Annotated in this window: 13 protein-coding genes; 3 read left to right on the top strand and 10 right to left on the bottom strand. The window is 58.5% G+C overall.

Features of this window, described 5'->3' with window-relative positions; translation table 11 throughout:
• Positions 1 to 64: 64 nt before the first annotated feature.
• The 9 genes from H7850_RS12105 to H7850_RS12065 form a co-directional block, all read right to left on the bottom strand.
• On the bottom strand, positions 65 to 538 hold the full coding sequence (locus H7850_RS12105) for a glycine zipper 2TM domain-containing protein (RefSeq protein WP_227369791.1): 474 nt from the start codon (positions 536 to 538) through the stop codon (positions 65 to 67).
• Positions 539 to 781: 243 nt separating this feature from the next.
• On the bottom strand, positions 782 to 2,380 hold the full coding sequence (locus tag H7850_RS12100) for an isocitrate lyase (RefSeq protein ID WP_227369790.1): 1,599 nt from the start codon (positions 2,378 to 2,380) through the stop codon (positions 782 to 784).
• Positions 2,381 to 2,792: 412 nt separating this feature from the next.
• On the bottom strand, positions 2,793 to 3,230 hold the full coding sequence (locus H7850_RS12095; RefSeq protein ID WP_227369789.1) for a GNAT family N-acetyltransferase: 438 nt from the start codon (positions 3,228 to 3,230) through the stop codon (positions 2,793 to 2,795).
• A complete protein-coding gene (locus tag H7850_RS12090; protein WP_227369788.1) occupies positions 3,227 to 4,438 on the bottom strand; it encodes a cupin domain-containing protein in 1,212 nt (403 codons plus the stop codon). Before H7850_RS12090 ends, H7850_RS12095 begins: the two co-directional genes overlap by 4 nt.
• Positions 4,435 to 5,799, bottom strand: coding sequence for an adenylosuccinate lyase (purB, locus tag H7850_RS12085; RefSeq protein ID WP_227369787.1), 1,365 nt, complete (start codon positions 5,797 to 5,799; stop codon positions 4,435 to 4,437). The genes H7850_RS12090 and purB overlap by 4 nt, the downstream gene beginning before the upstream one ends.
• 66 nt (positions 5,800 to 5,865) lie before the next feature.
• Entirely contained in the window at positions 5,866 to 6,507 is a 642-nt protein-coding gene (hflD, locus tag H7850_RS12080) for a high frequency lysogenization protein HflD (RefSeq protein WP_227369786.1), read from the bottom strand.
• Entirely contained in the window at positions 6,504 to 7,652 is a 1,149-nt protein-coding gene (gene mnmA / locus H7850_RS12075) for a tRNA 2-thiouridine(34) synthase MnmA (protein WP_227369785.1), read from the bottom strand. Before mnmA ends, hflD begins: the two co-directional genes overlap by 4 nt.
• A gap of 98 nt (positions 7,653 to 7,750) precedes the next feature.
• The gene (locus H7850_RS12070; RefSeq protein ID WP_227369784.1) at positions 7,751 to 8,200 is read right to left on the bottom strand and encodes an NUDIX domain-containing protein; all 450 of its coding nucleotides are present in this window, start codon (positions 8,198 to 8,200) and stop codon (positions 7,751 to 7,753) included.
• Positions 8,197 to 8,790 carry a pseudouridine synthase gene (locus tag H7850_RS12065; RefSeq protein WP_227369783.1) on the bottom strand — a complete coding sequence of 198 codons (594 nt, stop codon included), beginning with the start codon at positions 8,788 to 8,790 and terminating at the stop codon, positions 8,197 to 8,199. Before H7850_RS12065 ends, H7850_RS12070 begins: the two co-directional genes overlap by 4 nt.
• Before the next feature lie 117 nt (positions 8,791 to 8,907).
• On the opposite strand from H7850_RS12065, the gene icd reads away from it, so the two are divergent.
• From icd to clpA, 3 genes are all read left to right on the top strand, one after another.
• Positions 8,908 to 10,164 (top strand): NADP-dependent isocitrate dehydrogenase, encoded by a 1,257-nt coding sequence (gene icd / locus H7850_RS12060; RefSeq protein WP_227369782.1) that lies wholly within the window; start codon positions 8,908 to 8,910, stop codon positions 10,162 to 10,164.
• Positions 10,165 to 10,363: 199 nt separating this feature from the next.
• Positions 10,364 to 10,726, top strand: coding sequence for an ATP-dependent Clp protease adapter ClpS (gene clpS / locus H7850_RS12055; protein WP_413614158.1), 363 nt, complete (start codon positions 10,364 to 10,366; stop codon positions 10,724 to 10,726).
• 98 nt (positions 10,727 to 10,824) lie between these two features.
• Positions 10,825 to 13,089 carry an ATP-dependent Clp protease ATP-binding subunit ClpA gene (gene clpA, locus H7850_RS12050; protein ID WP_227369781.1) on the top strand — a complete coding sequence of 755 codons (2,265 nt, stop codon included), beginning with the start codon at positions 10,825 to 10,827 and terminating at the stop codon, positions 13,087 to 13,089.
• 387 nt (positions 13,090 to 13,476) lie between these two features.
• On the opposite strand, the gene infA is transcribed toward clpA, so the two are convergent.
• Entirely contained in the window at positions 13,477 to 13,695 is a 219-nt protein-coding gene (gene infA / locus H7850_RS12045) for a translation initiation factor IF-1 (protein WP_013332816.1), read from the bottom strand.
• Positions 13,696 to 13,793 lie beyond the last annotated feature (98 nt).

The following is a 13,793-nucleotide window of genomic DNA, read 5'->3' as shown; positions in this document are numbered from 1 at the left end:
CGCCCAGATTGGGCGAGGCTTTTCATTATTCGACGCATCATGATTCAACGGGTCATGTCATGGCTCAATAAGGTGCCACGCTCATGTTGGAACCGCTGCCAATCAAGCGCACGCGTTGACCTATTTGCCAGTTACGATCGGCTTTTTGCACTACGATTACCGAACCACCGCTATCCCGGCGTATTTCCATTTCCACGGCATTGACGCGGTTCGCACTGTCTTCGACTTTCTTGCCAGCGATACTGCCACCGATGGCGCCTGCGGCGGTGGCAATTGTACGACCTGACCCGCCACCAATCTGGTTGCCCAACAAGCCGCCCATCACTGCGCCGCCCAGTCCTCCGAGTACGCCCTGATTTGGGCCGTCTGCCTGAATATTGACCGGACGCAAGGCCTCGATGGTGCCGTAAGTTACCGATTGGCCGGTCTTGGCCTGGCTACCCCGATAGGTATCGCCAGAGTAAAGATCGCTATTGGCGCAGCCACCGAGCGTCAACAGTCCCAACGCGATTACTGGGAGATAATGAGTCAACTTCATGGATTGATCTCCAAAGCAGGTTTGTTTAGAAACAGTGTTTTGTTAAAAGTCTAACGCGAACAGGCTGGATTTGCTACTTATTAATAGACCACGCAGTTAAGCAATGGTGCGAGGCGAAGTCGTCGTTTGGAAGAGACTGTCAGTCCAAGCGCTATAGGCCGTAAAAAAAGAACAGCTAAATAATGACAAAGGGGAGGCATTTGCCTCCCCTTACATCAAGTCGTGCTCATATCGGGATGGCGTTTACCCGAATTGCCCCATGGTGTTGTCTTTACCTCCCGCCTTGAGTGCGCCCTCGCCGGAGAAGAACTCCTTATGGTCGTCACCCAGGTTGGAGCCCGCCATGTCCTGATGCTTGACCGTGGCGATGCCTTCGCGGATTTCCTTGCGCTGTACACCGGCCACGTAAGCCAGCATGCCTTCGTCACCGAAGTAGCCCTTGGACAGGTTGTCCGTGGACAGGGCGGCGGTGTGATAGGTCGGCAAGGTGATCAGGTGATGGAAGATACCCGCTTCGCGAGCGGCGTCGCGCTGGAAGTTCTGCGTCCAACGATCCGCTTCCTTGCCCAGCTCGGTATCGTCATATTCGACGCTCATCAGGCCGGCACGGTCGTAGCTTGAAACATCCTTGCCTTCCTCTTCCCAGGCGTCGAACACCTGCTGGCGGAAGTTCAGGGTCCAGTTGAAGGACGGGCTGTTGTTGTAGACGAGCTTGGCATTGGGTACCGCGTCACGAATGCGGTTGACCATGCTGGCGATCTGCCCGACATGCGGCTTTTCGGTCTCGATCCACAGAAGATCGGCGCCGTGCTGCAGGCTGGTGATGCAGTCCAGCACGACCCGGTCTTCACCGCTGCCTTTCTTGAACTGGTACAGGCCGCTGGCCAGGCGCTTGGGCTTGATCAGCTTGCCGTTCTGCTTGAGTACCACGTCGCCGTTGTTGATGTCGTCGGCACTGGCGATCTCATCACCATCCAGGAAGCTGTTGTACTGATCGCCCAGGTCGCCGGGTTCGTTGGTCACGGCGATCTGCTGGGTCAGGCCGGCACCCAGGGAATCGGTACGCGCCACGATCACACCGTCATCGACGCCCAGTTCCAAAAAGGCGTAGCGTACGGCGTTGATCTTGGCCAGGAACTCGGCATGGGGCACAGTGACCTTGCCATCCTGGTGGCCGCACTGCTTGACATCCGAGACCTGGTTTTCGAGCTGGATGGCGCAGGCGCCGGCCTCGATCATCTTCTTCGCCAGCAGGTAGGTGGCTTCCTCGTTGCCGAAGCCCGCATCGATATCAGCGATGATCGGCACCACATGGGTTTCGAAACCGTCGATCTTGCGCTCGATTTCCTTGACCTTGGCATCGTCACCCGCTTGCTGAGCCTCTTCCAGACTGCGGAAAAGATGATTGAGTTCCCAAGCATCGGCCTGCTTCAAGAAGGTGTAAAGCTCTTCGATCAGAGCCGGTACGGCGGTCTTCTCGTGCATCGACTGGTCCGGCAGGGGGCCGAACTCCGAACGCAGGGCGGCGACCATCCAGCCGGACAGGTACAGGTAACGACGCTTGGTGGTACCGAAATGCTTCTTGATTGAAATCAGCTTCTGCTGACCGATGAATCCATGCCAGCAGCCCAGGGATTGGGTGTACTGAGCGCTGTCTGCGTCGTAGGCCGCCATGTCGTCGCGCATGATCTGCGCGGTGTATTTGGCGATATCCAGTCCGGTCTTGAACCGGTTCTGCAAGCGCATACGAGCGGCATGCTGTGGGTTGATGCCATCCCATTTGCCAGCCTGGGCTTCTCGCAATTGGGCAATAGCCTTGATCTCGTCTTGAAATGCTGACATGGAACCATCCTTCATTAGTTGGAAAAGTACTCGAGCGATTCGGGACACTAAACACTTCGATATGGAAACGTTGCGATAATCGACCGGTGCAAGATGACGCCTGATTTCATGCTGCACTAGCGAAAACGTAATTTTTTGGTTACTGCCGATCGACGGATCAGCCGCAACGAAAACACAAGAAACAAGTCGATATCAGGGCAGCCGAAGAGAGCTGTCGATAGTGACTACTTATCTGACGTGCTGACGTTCCAATCCTGTCCTGGTTATCACTATCCCCCATAGGAACGGGCATTAACAACTATTACTTAGGGGTAGATGGGGTTGTAGTTTGACTACAGAACGAGGACGCTGGTACGGCTCTTGTAGTCAAATTTCGGGGGAATGAATGAGAGCTACAGCTGGGTAGAAAGTGTTAATCCTTCAAGATCAGTCGCATGCTGCGATGCGGTATGCCGGCGTCGAGAAATTCGTTCCCGAATGCTTGGAATCCGAGTTTGCGGTAAAAGCTCAAGGCGTGTAGCTGAGCATCCAGCAGAATTTCACGATCACCGCGTTTCGATGCAGCCGCGACGATTCTGCGCATTAGCTGCTCACCGACGCCCTGGCCGCGCTCTTCCTTGATCACGGCAACGCGGCCGATATGGCCATCCGGAAGCAGTCGCGCCGTGGCAATGGCATGGTCGTTGCGATAGACCAGAAAATGCAGGCACTGCGGGTCGCGACCGTCCCATTCTTCTTCCTGAGGTACCGCTTGCTCTTCGATGAAGACGCGTCGGCGAATGTCGCTGGCCTGATCGCCCAGGTGCGTCCAATTGCCTTGATGGATCTTGATAGGGGGTTCAATGTTCATGCATCCTCATCCTCGTTCTCATCCGCATAGGGCCAGCCCAGGCTGCCGTGATCGAGCAGCTGAGCGAGTATCTCGGCACTACCCGGATGATCCAGGGTATCGGCATCGATCGGCCGGTTACCGGCCAGCAGAAAGGCGAGCCCGGTATCGCAGGCCAGTCCATCGCCATCGACGAAGAGCGTAGCCCTTGAGTTGCCATGGTCGCGATAGGCGAACCGCGACCCCAGGGTGCGTTCGAGCACGCTGCCTCCCTGTAGCTCGGCTACAAGCTGGGCGATGTCCGTGGGTGACTCGCTGGGCACGAGTTGATCAGTGTACTTGGGTTGCGTCATGGCGCGCCCGAACCACTCGAGCATCTGCGCGGGATCGTCCAGGGTATTCAGAATCAAGGCGCGCATGCGCGCGATGGCGGCATCGTCGATTTCCCCTGGATGGGTCGGGGGAGCGAGATTAGGGTCGGTATAGCGATGCGATGCCGGAAGCTGCTCACCCAGGTAGTCGGCAAAGGAGGTGATCGATTCGTCCGCGGACAGGGCACGAAAACCCACCGAGAAGGTCATGCAGTCAGTAGATCGACTGACGCCGTGATGGGCCATGCCCGGTGGCAGATAAAGCATGTCGCCGGGTTCAAGCAGCCACTCCTGATCGGGCTGAACCTCGAAGTGCTCGAGGATGCGTAGATCGATGCCGGGGATGATCGGCACATCGTCGCTGACCTTGCCACCAAGCTGCCAGTGTCGCGTGCCGCTGGCTTGTAGTAGAAATACGTCGTATTGATCGACATGGGGGCCGACGCTGCCGCCGGGGGGCGCGTAGCTGACCATGATGTCGTCGAGTCGCCAGCGAGGCAGGAAATGAAAGTGTTCGAGCAGCGCGTTGACCTCCGGCACATAGTGATCGACGGCCTGAACCAACAGCGTCCAGTCGCGTTCCGGCAGGCGGGCAAAGGTAGCCTCATCGAAGGGGCCGTGGCTGACCTGCCAGGGCTTATCCCGGCCCTGTTCATCCTGGCCGTGCTCTTCCACTAACCGCGCTTCGATGCCGTCCTCGCAGGCCAAGCCGGCCAGCTCGTCCGGCGAAAGCGGTGAGACGAAATCCACAAAGGCGCCGCGGATCAATAGCGGTTTCTTCTGCCAGTACTTGGCCAGGAATTCTGCAGCGCTGAGACCACCTAGCAGCGTTTGGGGTTCGTGGGCAACGATGTTCATAGGGAGCGGGCCTGTTCTACGGCGTTGCCGATGTAAGTACCGGGTGTCAGGGCCTTGAGTTCACTCTTGACGTCATCCGGTAGTTCCAGCCCATCGATGAAGGCAGCGAAGCCGACCTGGTCGATGCGCTTGCCTCTCGTCAGCGCCTTGAGCTTTTCGTAGGGCTGTTCGATGCCGTAGCGGCGCATCACCGTCTGGATTGGCTCCGCAAGGACTTCCCAGCTGTTGTCGAGGTCATCGTTCAGGCGAGCCGGATTGGTTTCGAGCTTGCCGATGCCCTTGAGAGTGGCGTGGTAGGCAATCAAGCCATAGGCCAGCCCGACCCCTAGATTACGCAGCACCGTGGAGTCGGTGAGATCTCGCTGCCAGCGTGATATCGGAAGCTTCTGAGCCAGGTGGCCGAGCAGGGCGTTGGCCAGCCCTAGGTTGCCTTCGGCGTTCTCGAAGTCGATGGGGTTGACCTTATGGGGCATGGTCGAAGAGCCGATCTCGCCTTCCACGGTTTTCTGCTTGAAATAACCCAGGGAGATATAGCCCCAGACGTCCCGCTCGAAATCGATCAGTATGGTGTGGAAGCGGCACACGGCGTCGAACAGCTCGGCGATGTAGTCATGGGGTTCTATCTGGGTGGTATAGGGATTGAAGGTCAGCCCCAGGCTCTCGACGAACTGACGAGCGTTTTCCTGCCAGTCGATTTCCGGATAGGTGGTCAAATGGGCGTTGTAGTTGCCCACCGCGCCATTGATCTTGCCCATGATTTCCACAGCCTGGATCTGCTTGAGCTGTCGGCCCAGGCGATAGGCGACGTTGGCCATCTCCTTGCCCAAGGTGGTGGGGCTGGCGGTCTGGCCGTGGGTGCGGGAGAGCATCGGCTGTTTGGCGTGCTCATGGGCCAGGCGTTCGATGGCGGTAACGACCTCCTGCATGACCGGCAGCAGATCACCGAGCCCATCCTTGAGCATGAGAGCGTAGGAGAGGTTATTGATATCCTCGCTGGTACAGGCGAAATGGATGAATTCGGACACCGCCTGCAGTTCCGATTGTCCGAGGATCTTTTCCTTGAGGAAGTATTCCACCGCCTTGACGTCGTGATTGGTGGTGCGCTCGATATCCTTGATGCGCTGGGCGTCGTCTATCGAGAAATCGTCGATCATTCGATCGAGGAACGCTTTGGCACCGCTTGAAAGGGCGGGGACTTCCTGGATGCCGGCATGTGCCGCCAGGCACTCGAGCCAGCGCACTTCCACGATGACTCGGGCGCGAATCAGACCAAACTCGCTGAAGTGCTCGCGCAGGGTGTCGGTCTTGTTGCCGTAGCGGCCATCGACAGGGGAAAGGGCGGTAAGCGAAGAGAGCTGCATGGGGTTGTTCCGATAGGTCGAACGCCGCCGAAAGGCTGGCGTCTGGAGATCAGGTTTCGAATCGAATCAAAGCAGTCGATCCAGGGATTTCTTCATCGCGCCGCGTTGGAGCAGCAGTTTCCAGCGTCGTCCGCCTTGCTGGTGCCATAGCAGGGCAAAGCGAATCCCCGACAGCAGCAGGGCGCGCACCCGCTCGGGCATCATGCGTTGCTGCAACAGGGTGGGCTCGCCTTGCACAACGATGCGCTGACGAAAGGTGGAGATGGTATTCTGGTAAAGCTCCCCCAGGCTTGCGACGACGTTTTCATGGGTGCCTCCGAAATGTTCTGCCTGATCCTGAATGCGAACGAGCCGTTCCCCCAGGGTATCCAGCATGGCGGGCTGATTGCGCAGCTTCTGCATTAGCATCAATAGGGTGAAGCCATAGCGCAGCACGCTGGGGTCGATGCCCCGCTCCCGGCCTGCCACGGCGTTGAGTATCACAAGGCCCTGGCGCAGGTTGTTGTGGTGGCCGCCATAGATGGCTTCGAAGCTCTCGGGGTCGGTCTCCACCGTGGCATTGATCAACGTTTCCCAGGCGCGTTCATCGCATTGGCCGGTGCGCGCCAGTTGATCCACCAGGGTCGCCGCCTGGAAGACGCCGGCCAGGGCAATGGTCTGGCGAGTGGTGGGATCGTCCGGGGCCGTTTGAAAGGGAACTACGCTCATGCCGCCTGCGCCTCTTGTTGAGCTGTGCCGCGGATCACGCCGCCGCCCAGGCAAATATCGTCCTCGTAGAGCACCAGCGACTGGCCGGGTGTCACCGCCCATTGGGGGGCATCGAATACCACATCGACACCGCCATCGTCTCGCAGGCGCAGACGACAAGGCTCGTCCGCCTGGCGGTAGCGGGTCTTGGCGCTCAAGCTCAACACGCCTGTCGCCAGCATGTTTTTATCCGGGGGCGTGCCGGCAATCCAGTCCATCGCTTCGGTGGTCAGCGTGTTCGTGTAGAGCAGAGGATGATGCTTACCCTGCACTACCACCAGCACGTTGCGCTCGAGATCCTTGCCCGCCACGTACCAGGGGGCGTCGGGGTAATTGGCCAGGCCGCCGATGCCCAAGCCCTGACGCTGGCCCAGGGTGTAGTACATCAATCCAAGATGCTCGCCGATATCGTCGCCTTCCGGGGTTTGGATGCGCCCGGGTTGGGCGGGCAGGTACTGCTGGAGGAAATCCCGAAAGCGGCGTTCGCCGATAAAGCAGATACCCGTGGAATCCTTCTTGGTCGCCGTTGCAAGCCCATGCTGCTCCGCCAGCTCGCGTACCCTGGGTTTTTCCAGTTCGCCGACGGGAAACAGTGTACGGGCAATGGCGGCTTCCGGGACCGCATGCAGGAAATAGCTTTGATCCTTGTTGGTATCGAGCCCCTTGAGCAGTCGCGGGCGGCCATCACGTTCGCCGCGACGCACATAGTGGCCGGTAGCGATCATATCCGCGCCGAGCATTTCGGCGTACTCGAGAAAGACCTTGAACTTGATTTCCCGGTTGCACAGGATGTCCGGGTTTGGCGTTCGCCCGGCGCGGTACTCTTCAAGAAAATGCTCGAAGACATTGTCCCAGTACTCTGCGGCGAAGTTGGCGGTATGCAACTTGATGCCGAGCTTGTCGCAGACCGCTTGAGCATCCGTCAGATCCGCCTTGGCGGTGCAGTATTCGGTGCCGTCGTCCTCGTCCCAGTTCTTCATGAACAGGCCTTCGACTTGGTAGCCCTGTTCCAGCAGCAGCAGCGCGGACACGGAGGAGTCGACGCCGCCGGACATGCCGACGATGACTTTTCCCAACCTGTTACCAGACCCCGTGACTTCAGACATGGTCGCTCTCGAATGGCTCTCTAATGGTTCTCCATTGAGAGGTGTGAAGAATTTGATTGCGCGAAAGTATACCTGAAACCGGTCGTGCGCTTCGAGGGTCAGCGCTCGTGGATGATGTCGAGTGGATACACCTTCCCACCGCGCAGATCCCACAGGCGCCGCATGACCAGCGGACTGCGCAGACGCCCCGCGCGATTGAGATCGTCGATTTCATCCAGGGTCAGCCAATGTGCGGCAAGAATACCCGTATCCAGAGGGTTGTCGAGCCGGGCCAGGGGCAGCCCCACAAAACCATGGCTGTGAAATACCAGGCCTTCCTTGGTCGTATGAATATAAAGCCCCAGGTAATCCGTGATGGCTACCTGCCAGGCGGCTTCCTCGCAAGTTTCGCGAACCGCTGCTGCCGTCAGGCGTTCTCCTTGCTCAAGATGACCAGCGGGCTGGTTGAACAGGGTGAAGGGCCCGCCGCGGTCTTCTTCCACCATCAAGTAGCGCCCGCTGCGCTCGATCACGGAGGCGACGGCCACCCGGGGTGTCCAGCGTTTCATGAGCGTCTCCTCGTTGCCCTGGAAGGGGGATGTCGTCGCTTTACCGGCGCATGCAGCGTCTCGCTGCGCCATTGGCCCGGTGCCAACCCCGTCAGCTGCCAGGGGCCGACGGCTGTGCGGATCAGGCGCAAGGTGGGGTGGCCGATGTGCGCAGTCATGCGCCGTACCTGGCGATTGCGCCCTTCGCTGATGATTATTTCCAGCCAGCTTACCGCTGCGTCGGCCCGGTGGCGGATCGGCGGTTGGCGCGGTGCGACGTCGGGATCGATCAAACGCCCCACCCGGGCCGGCCGCGTCAATCCGTCTTTCAACGTTACTCCCTTGCGCAAGGCGTCGATGGCGCTGTCATCAGGCTTGCCCTCGACCTGAACCCAGTAGGTCTTGGGCTGCTTGTGTCTTGGGTCGCTGATGCGATGAATCAGCTCGCCGTCATCCGTGAGCAGCAACAGCCCTTCGGAGTCATGGTCGAGTCGGCCCGCGGCATAAATTCCCGGCACATCGATGACGTCCTTAAGCGTGGCTCGCCCTTGATCGTCGCTGAACTGGGAAAGCATTCGATAAGGTTTGTGAAGCAAATAGAGAGTGCTCACTGGTCTTGACGGTCTCCGGCTAAAGATTGTCGACATCTAGCAGGGCAAAGCCTACTCCGGGTCCCTGGGGCGATGCTATACTGCCGGCTCTACTGATTACAGCACAGGGAGTCATCAATGGGATTCCAGAAAATTGTCGTTCCTGAGGGCGGCAAAAAGATCACCGTCAATGCCGACGATACCTTGAGCGTGCCCAACGAGCCGGTCATTCCGTTCATCGAAGGGGACGGTATTGGGGCCGATGTCACGCCGGCCATGAAAATCGCCATCGATGCGGCCGTTCAGAAAGCCTACAACGGCGAGCGCAAGATTCACTGGATGGAAGTCTACGCCGGTGAAAAGGCGACTCAGGTCTACGATGCGGATACCTGGCTTCCCGAAGAAACTCTGGAAGCGGTCAAGGATTACGTGGTCTCCATCAAGGGCCCATTGACCACTCCGGTTGGCGGTGGCATTCGGTCGTTGAACGTGGCGCTGCGCCAGAAGCTCGATCTGTACGTCTGCCTGCGTCCGGTACGCTGGTTCGAGGGTGTGCCCAGTCCGGTCAAGGGGCCCAAGGACGTGGACATGGTCATCTTCCGCGAGAACTCCGAGGATATCTACGCCGGCATCGAGTGGAAGGCGGGTTCCGCGGAAGCCGAGAAGGTCATCAAGTTCCTGCGCGAGGAGATGGGCGTCACCAATATCCGCTTCCCGGAGCAGTGCGGTATTGGCGTCAAGCCAGTATCCGAGGAAGGCACCAAGCGCCTGGTGCGTCAGGCATTGCAGTACACCATCGATAACGATCGGGAATCCCTGACCTTCGTGCACAAAGGCAACATCATGAAGTTCACGGAAGGTGCCTTCAAGGATTGGGGTTACCAGCTGGCGAAAGAGGAGTTCGGTGCGGAGCTGCTCGACGGCGGCCCCTGGATGACCTTGAAGAACCCCAACACCGGTAAGGAAATCGTCGTCAAGGACGTCATCGCCGACGCCATGCTGCAGCAGATTCTGCTGCGTCCGGCGGAATACGACGTCATCGCCACCCTGAACCTGAATGGTGATTACCTTTCCGACGCGCTTGCGGCGGAAGTCGGCGGTATCGGTATTGCACCGGGCGCCAACCTGTCCGATTCGGTCGCCATGTTCGAGGCGACTCACGGTACGGCACCCAAGTATGCGGGTCAGGACAAGGTCAATCCCGGCTCGTTGATCCTCTCCGCGGAGATGATGCTACGTCACATGGGCTGGGTCGAAGCCGCGGATCTGGTGGTCAAGGGCATGGAGAAAGCCATCGCCAAGGGCGAGGTCACTTATGACTTCCATCGTGTGATGGAAAAGGCCGTTTTGCTCAAGTGCTCTGAATTTGGCCAGGCAGTTGCCGATAACATGTAGTAATCACGTTGAAACGCGGCCCCCGTTCGCATTGCGTGCGGGGGTTTTTTCATTCTTACCCTTGCAAGGTCGGCCTAACGGACGCATCTTTCAAGTGAACCCCGAGTGCTTCTCCACGTCTAATCAACGACGTTAATTGCACTTCGGCTTGTATTGATGGATTTAGCCTCTTATGTTCAATAGTGATGAGAGATTGTCGATGACTTCCGCGGCAATACCCTCCCGGGTAGGGATGACACGCCCTCCGGGTACGCAAGACGATACGGAAGGTCATGTATCGGTGAGCCCAGCGGATCCTGAGCTGGACAAGCCACCACGCTACAAGGTGATCTTGCATAACGACGATTTTACGCCCATGGAGTTCGTGGTAGAGGTATTGCAGACATTTTTCTACATGGATAGCGAAAAGGCCGTGCAGATCATGCTGGCGGTGCATACCCAGGGCAAGGCGACCTGCGGCATCTTCACGCGCGACATTGCCGAGACCAAGAGTCATCTGGTCAACGACTACGCGCGGGAATGCCAACACCCATTACTGTGTGATATCGACAGGGCCGACTGACACTTGGCAACGTGCCAGTCACAGGGGTTGCCAAATACCCCGATGTGCCCGATTGTGAAAGTGCCGACGATGCCCGACGCGGCGAAAAGGGGACTGCCATGCTGAGCAAAGAACTTGAATTAACCCTTAATACGGCCTTCACGGTGGCGCGCTCCAAGCGTCATGAGTTCATGACCGTTGAGCACCTGCTGCTGGCCTTATTGGATAACGCCTCCGCGGCGGATGTGCTGCGTGCCTGCGGAGCCAACCTGGACAAGTTGCGCTCGGATCTGCAGGACTTCATCAACTCTACCACGCCGCTGATTCCCGATGGTCAGGAGGATCGCGAGACTCAGCCGACCCTCGGTTTCCAGCGGGTTCTCCAGCGCGCGGTGTTTCATGTCCAATCTTCCGGCAAGAGTGAAGTAACCGGCGCCAACGTGCTGGTGGCGATCTTCTCCGAGCAGGAGAGTCAGGCCGTCTATTTCCTCAAGCAGCAGAACGTGGCCCGCGTGGATGCAGTCAACTACATCGCGCATGGCATCTCCAAGGTGGCGGGGCATGGTCAGCCTTCCTCGCCCTCCCAGGATGCCGAGGAGGGTGAGGAAGGTATGAGCGAAGGCAATACGCACCCACTGACCGGTTATGCGACTAATCTCAACGAGCAGGCCCGCCTGGGCAAGATCGATCCTTTGATTGGCCGCGACCATGAGCTCGAACGTACGGTGCAGATTCTGGCCCGTCGGCGCAAGAACAACCCCTTGCTGGTGGGTGAGGCCGGTGTCGGCAAGACCGCCATTGCCGAGGGCCTGGCCAAGCGCATCGTCGAGGAAGACGTTCCCGACGTCATCAGCGACGCAGTGGTCTACTCCCTGGACATGGGCGCTTTGCTTGCCGGCACCAAATATCGCGGCGACTTCGAGAAACGCCTGAAGAGCCTGCTGGCGGAACTCAAGAAGCAGCCCAATTCCATTCTGTTCATCGACGAGATCCACACGGTGATCGGCGCCGGGGCGGCTTCCGGCGGTGTAATGGACGCTTCCAACCTGCTCAAGCCGTTGCTCTCTTCCGGTGAGCTGCGCTGTATTGGCTCGACCACCTTCCAGGAGTTCCGTGGGATCTTCGAAAAGGATCGGGCGCTGGCGCGGCGCTTCCAGAAGGTCGATGTGGTGGAGCCGTCCGTCGAGGACACCATCCGCATTCTCAAAGGGCTGCGCGGGCGCTTCGAGGAGCATCACCAGCTCAAGTACACGGATTCCGCTCTGGACAGCGCCGTGCGCCTGGCGGATCGCTACATCAACGATCGCCATCTGCCGGACAAGGCCATCGACGTGATCGACGAGGCGGGTGCCCATCAGCGGCTATTGCCGATCGAGATGCGGGTGCCCACCATCGACGTGGAACAGGTCGAGGCGATCGTGGCATCCATCGCGCGAATTCCGCCGAAGAGCGTGTCCAGCTCCGACCGGAAACTGTTGGGTAATCTGGAGCGGGATCTCAAGATGCTGGTGTTCGGTCAGGACGAAGCCATCCAAGGCCTCTCTGCCGCCATCAAACTCTCTCGCGCGGGCCTCAAGGCGCCGGACAAGCCGGTGGGCAGCTTCCTGTTCGCAGGTCCGACCGGTGTCGGCAAGACCGAGGTGGCGCGTCAACTGGCGCTGTTGATGGGCATCGAGCTGGTGCGCTTCGACATGTCCGAGTACATGGAGCGTCATACGGTTTCACGCCTGATCGGTGCGCCCCCAGGCTATGTGGGCTACGACCAGGGTGGCCTGCTGACCGAGGCGATCACCAAGCAACCGCATTGTGTGCTGCTGCTCGATGAGATTGAAAAGGCGCACCCCGAGGTCTTCAACCTGCTGCTGCAAGTCATGGATCATGGCCGCTTGACGGACAACAACGGCCGCGAAGCGGATTTCCGTCACGTCATCGTGATCATGACCTCGAATGCCGGAGCGGAGCAGATTTCACGGCGCTCCATTGGCTTCCAGTCCCAGGACCACTCCAGCGATGGCATGGAGATCATCCGCAAGACCTTCACGCCGGAGTTCCGCAACCGCTTGGACGGCATCATTCAGTTCCATGCTCTGGCCCCAGCCGTCGTGCGCAACGTGGTCGATAAGTTCCTGGTCGAACTTCAGGCGCAGCTGGACGAAAAACGGGTTCAGCTCGATGTAGATGAGCAGGCTCGCGCCTGGCTGGCGGAGAAGGGCTATGATCCGGAAATGGGGGCACGTCCCATGGCACGGGTGCTTCAGGAGAAGCTGAAGAAGCCGCTGGCGGAGATGATCCTGTTCGGCGAGCTGGCGGAAAACGGCGGGGTGGTTCACGTCACGGTAGACGGTGACGAGCTGCATCTGGAAACGGAAGCAGAACTGGTCTGACCTGCCCGTAAAGCAATGATCGGCCAAGTGGCCTGTGCGGACAGAAATAGCCGTACAGGTCACGAAGGCGATGTAAAAACAGTGATACTGAAGCGCTCTATCGTTATCGATAGGGCGTTTTTTTATGATTTTACAGGCAGGTATCTCGATCGGGCGTGTTCATGAGCCGATTGCCGACGTCGAGAAGCGAGAGTATCCACTTGCCAGGCAAGGGCAAGGGTTTGTCTGAAAAGTCGGCGAGCGAAGTTCAGGCAAGGCTAAAATTGACGAAGACGGACCGGGCTCGCGCTCGAGTTTACGCGGTGTAAACGAGCATCTTGATCGGACTCGCGCACGAGCCAATTTTTGACGCCGCATGATCGAGCGCAGACACGTTTCAGACGGAGCCTAGCGAGAGCGATATACGATACGCCCCTTGGAGAGATCGTAGGGTGTCAGCTCGACCTTGACCTTGTCGCCGGTCAAGATACGGATGTAGTTCTTGCGCATCTTGCCCGAAATATGCGCCGTTACCACATGGCCATTCTCAAGCTCGACGCGAAACATGGTGTTGGGCAGGGTGTCGACCACGACACCTTCCATTTCAATATGGTCTTCTCTTGCCATCTAGGCCTTTCCTCAGGTAGTCGTTAATAAAAAGTCTTCATGCTGTAAATCTTCAAAGCGGCCCACGAGAATGCCGTCTTTGTCGATCAAGACAGCCC

It is taken from the genome of Halomonas sp. M20, from assembly GCF_020622265.1.
In the GTDB taxonomy this organism is placed as follows: Bacteria; Pseudomonadota; Gammaproteobacteria; order Pseudomonadales; family Halomonadaceae; genus Modicisalibacter.
This window is presented reverse-complemented; position numbering and strand designations above follow the sequence as displayed.

Coding starts and splice junctions, on each gene's coding strand:
- H7850_RS12105 (WP_227369791.1), bottom strand. CDS start 538: ATGAAGTTGACTCATTATCTCCCAGTAATCGCGTTGGGACTGTTGACG.
- H7850_RS12100 (WP_227369790.1), bottom strand. CDS start 2,380: ATGTCAGCATTTCAAGACGAGATCAAGGCTATTGCCCAATTGCGAGAA.
- H7850_RS12095 (WP_227369789.1), bottom strand. CDS start 3,230: ATGAACATTGAACCCCCTATCAAGATCCATCAAGGCAATTGGACGCAC.
- H7850_RS12090 (WP_227369788.1), bottom strand. CDS start 4,438: ATGAACATCGTTGCCCACGAACCCCAAACGCTGCTAGGTGGTCTCAGC.
- purB (WP_227369787.1), bottom strand. CDS start 5,799: ATGCAGCTCTCTTCGCTTACCGCCCTTTCCCCTGTCGATGGCCGCTAC.
- hflD (WP_227369786.1), bottom strand. CDS start 6,507: ATGAGCGTAGTTCCCTTTCAAACGGCCCCGGACGATCCCACCACTCGC.
- mnmA (WP_227369785.1), bottom strand. CDS start 7,652: ATGTCTGAAGTCACGGGGTCTGGTAACAGGTTGGGAAAAGTCATCGTC.
- H7850_RS12070 (WP_227369784.1), bottom strand. CDS start 8,200: ATGAAACGCTGGACACCCCGGGTGGCCGTCGCCTCCGTGATCGAGCGC.
- icd (WP_227369782.1), top strand. CDS start 8,908: ATGGGATTCCAGAAAATTGTCGTTCCTGAGGGCGGCAAAAAGATCACC.
- clpS (WP_413614158.1), top strand. CDS start 10,364: ATGACTTCCGCGGCAATACCCTCCCGGGTAGGGATGACACGCCCTCCG.
- clpA (WP_227369781.1), top strand. CDS start 10,825: ATGCTGAGCAAAGAACTTGAATTAACCCTTAATACGGCCTTCACGGTG.
- infA (WP_013332816.1), bottom strand. CDS start 13,695: ATGGCAAGAGAAGACCATATTGAAATGGAAGGTGTCGTGGTCGACACC.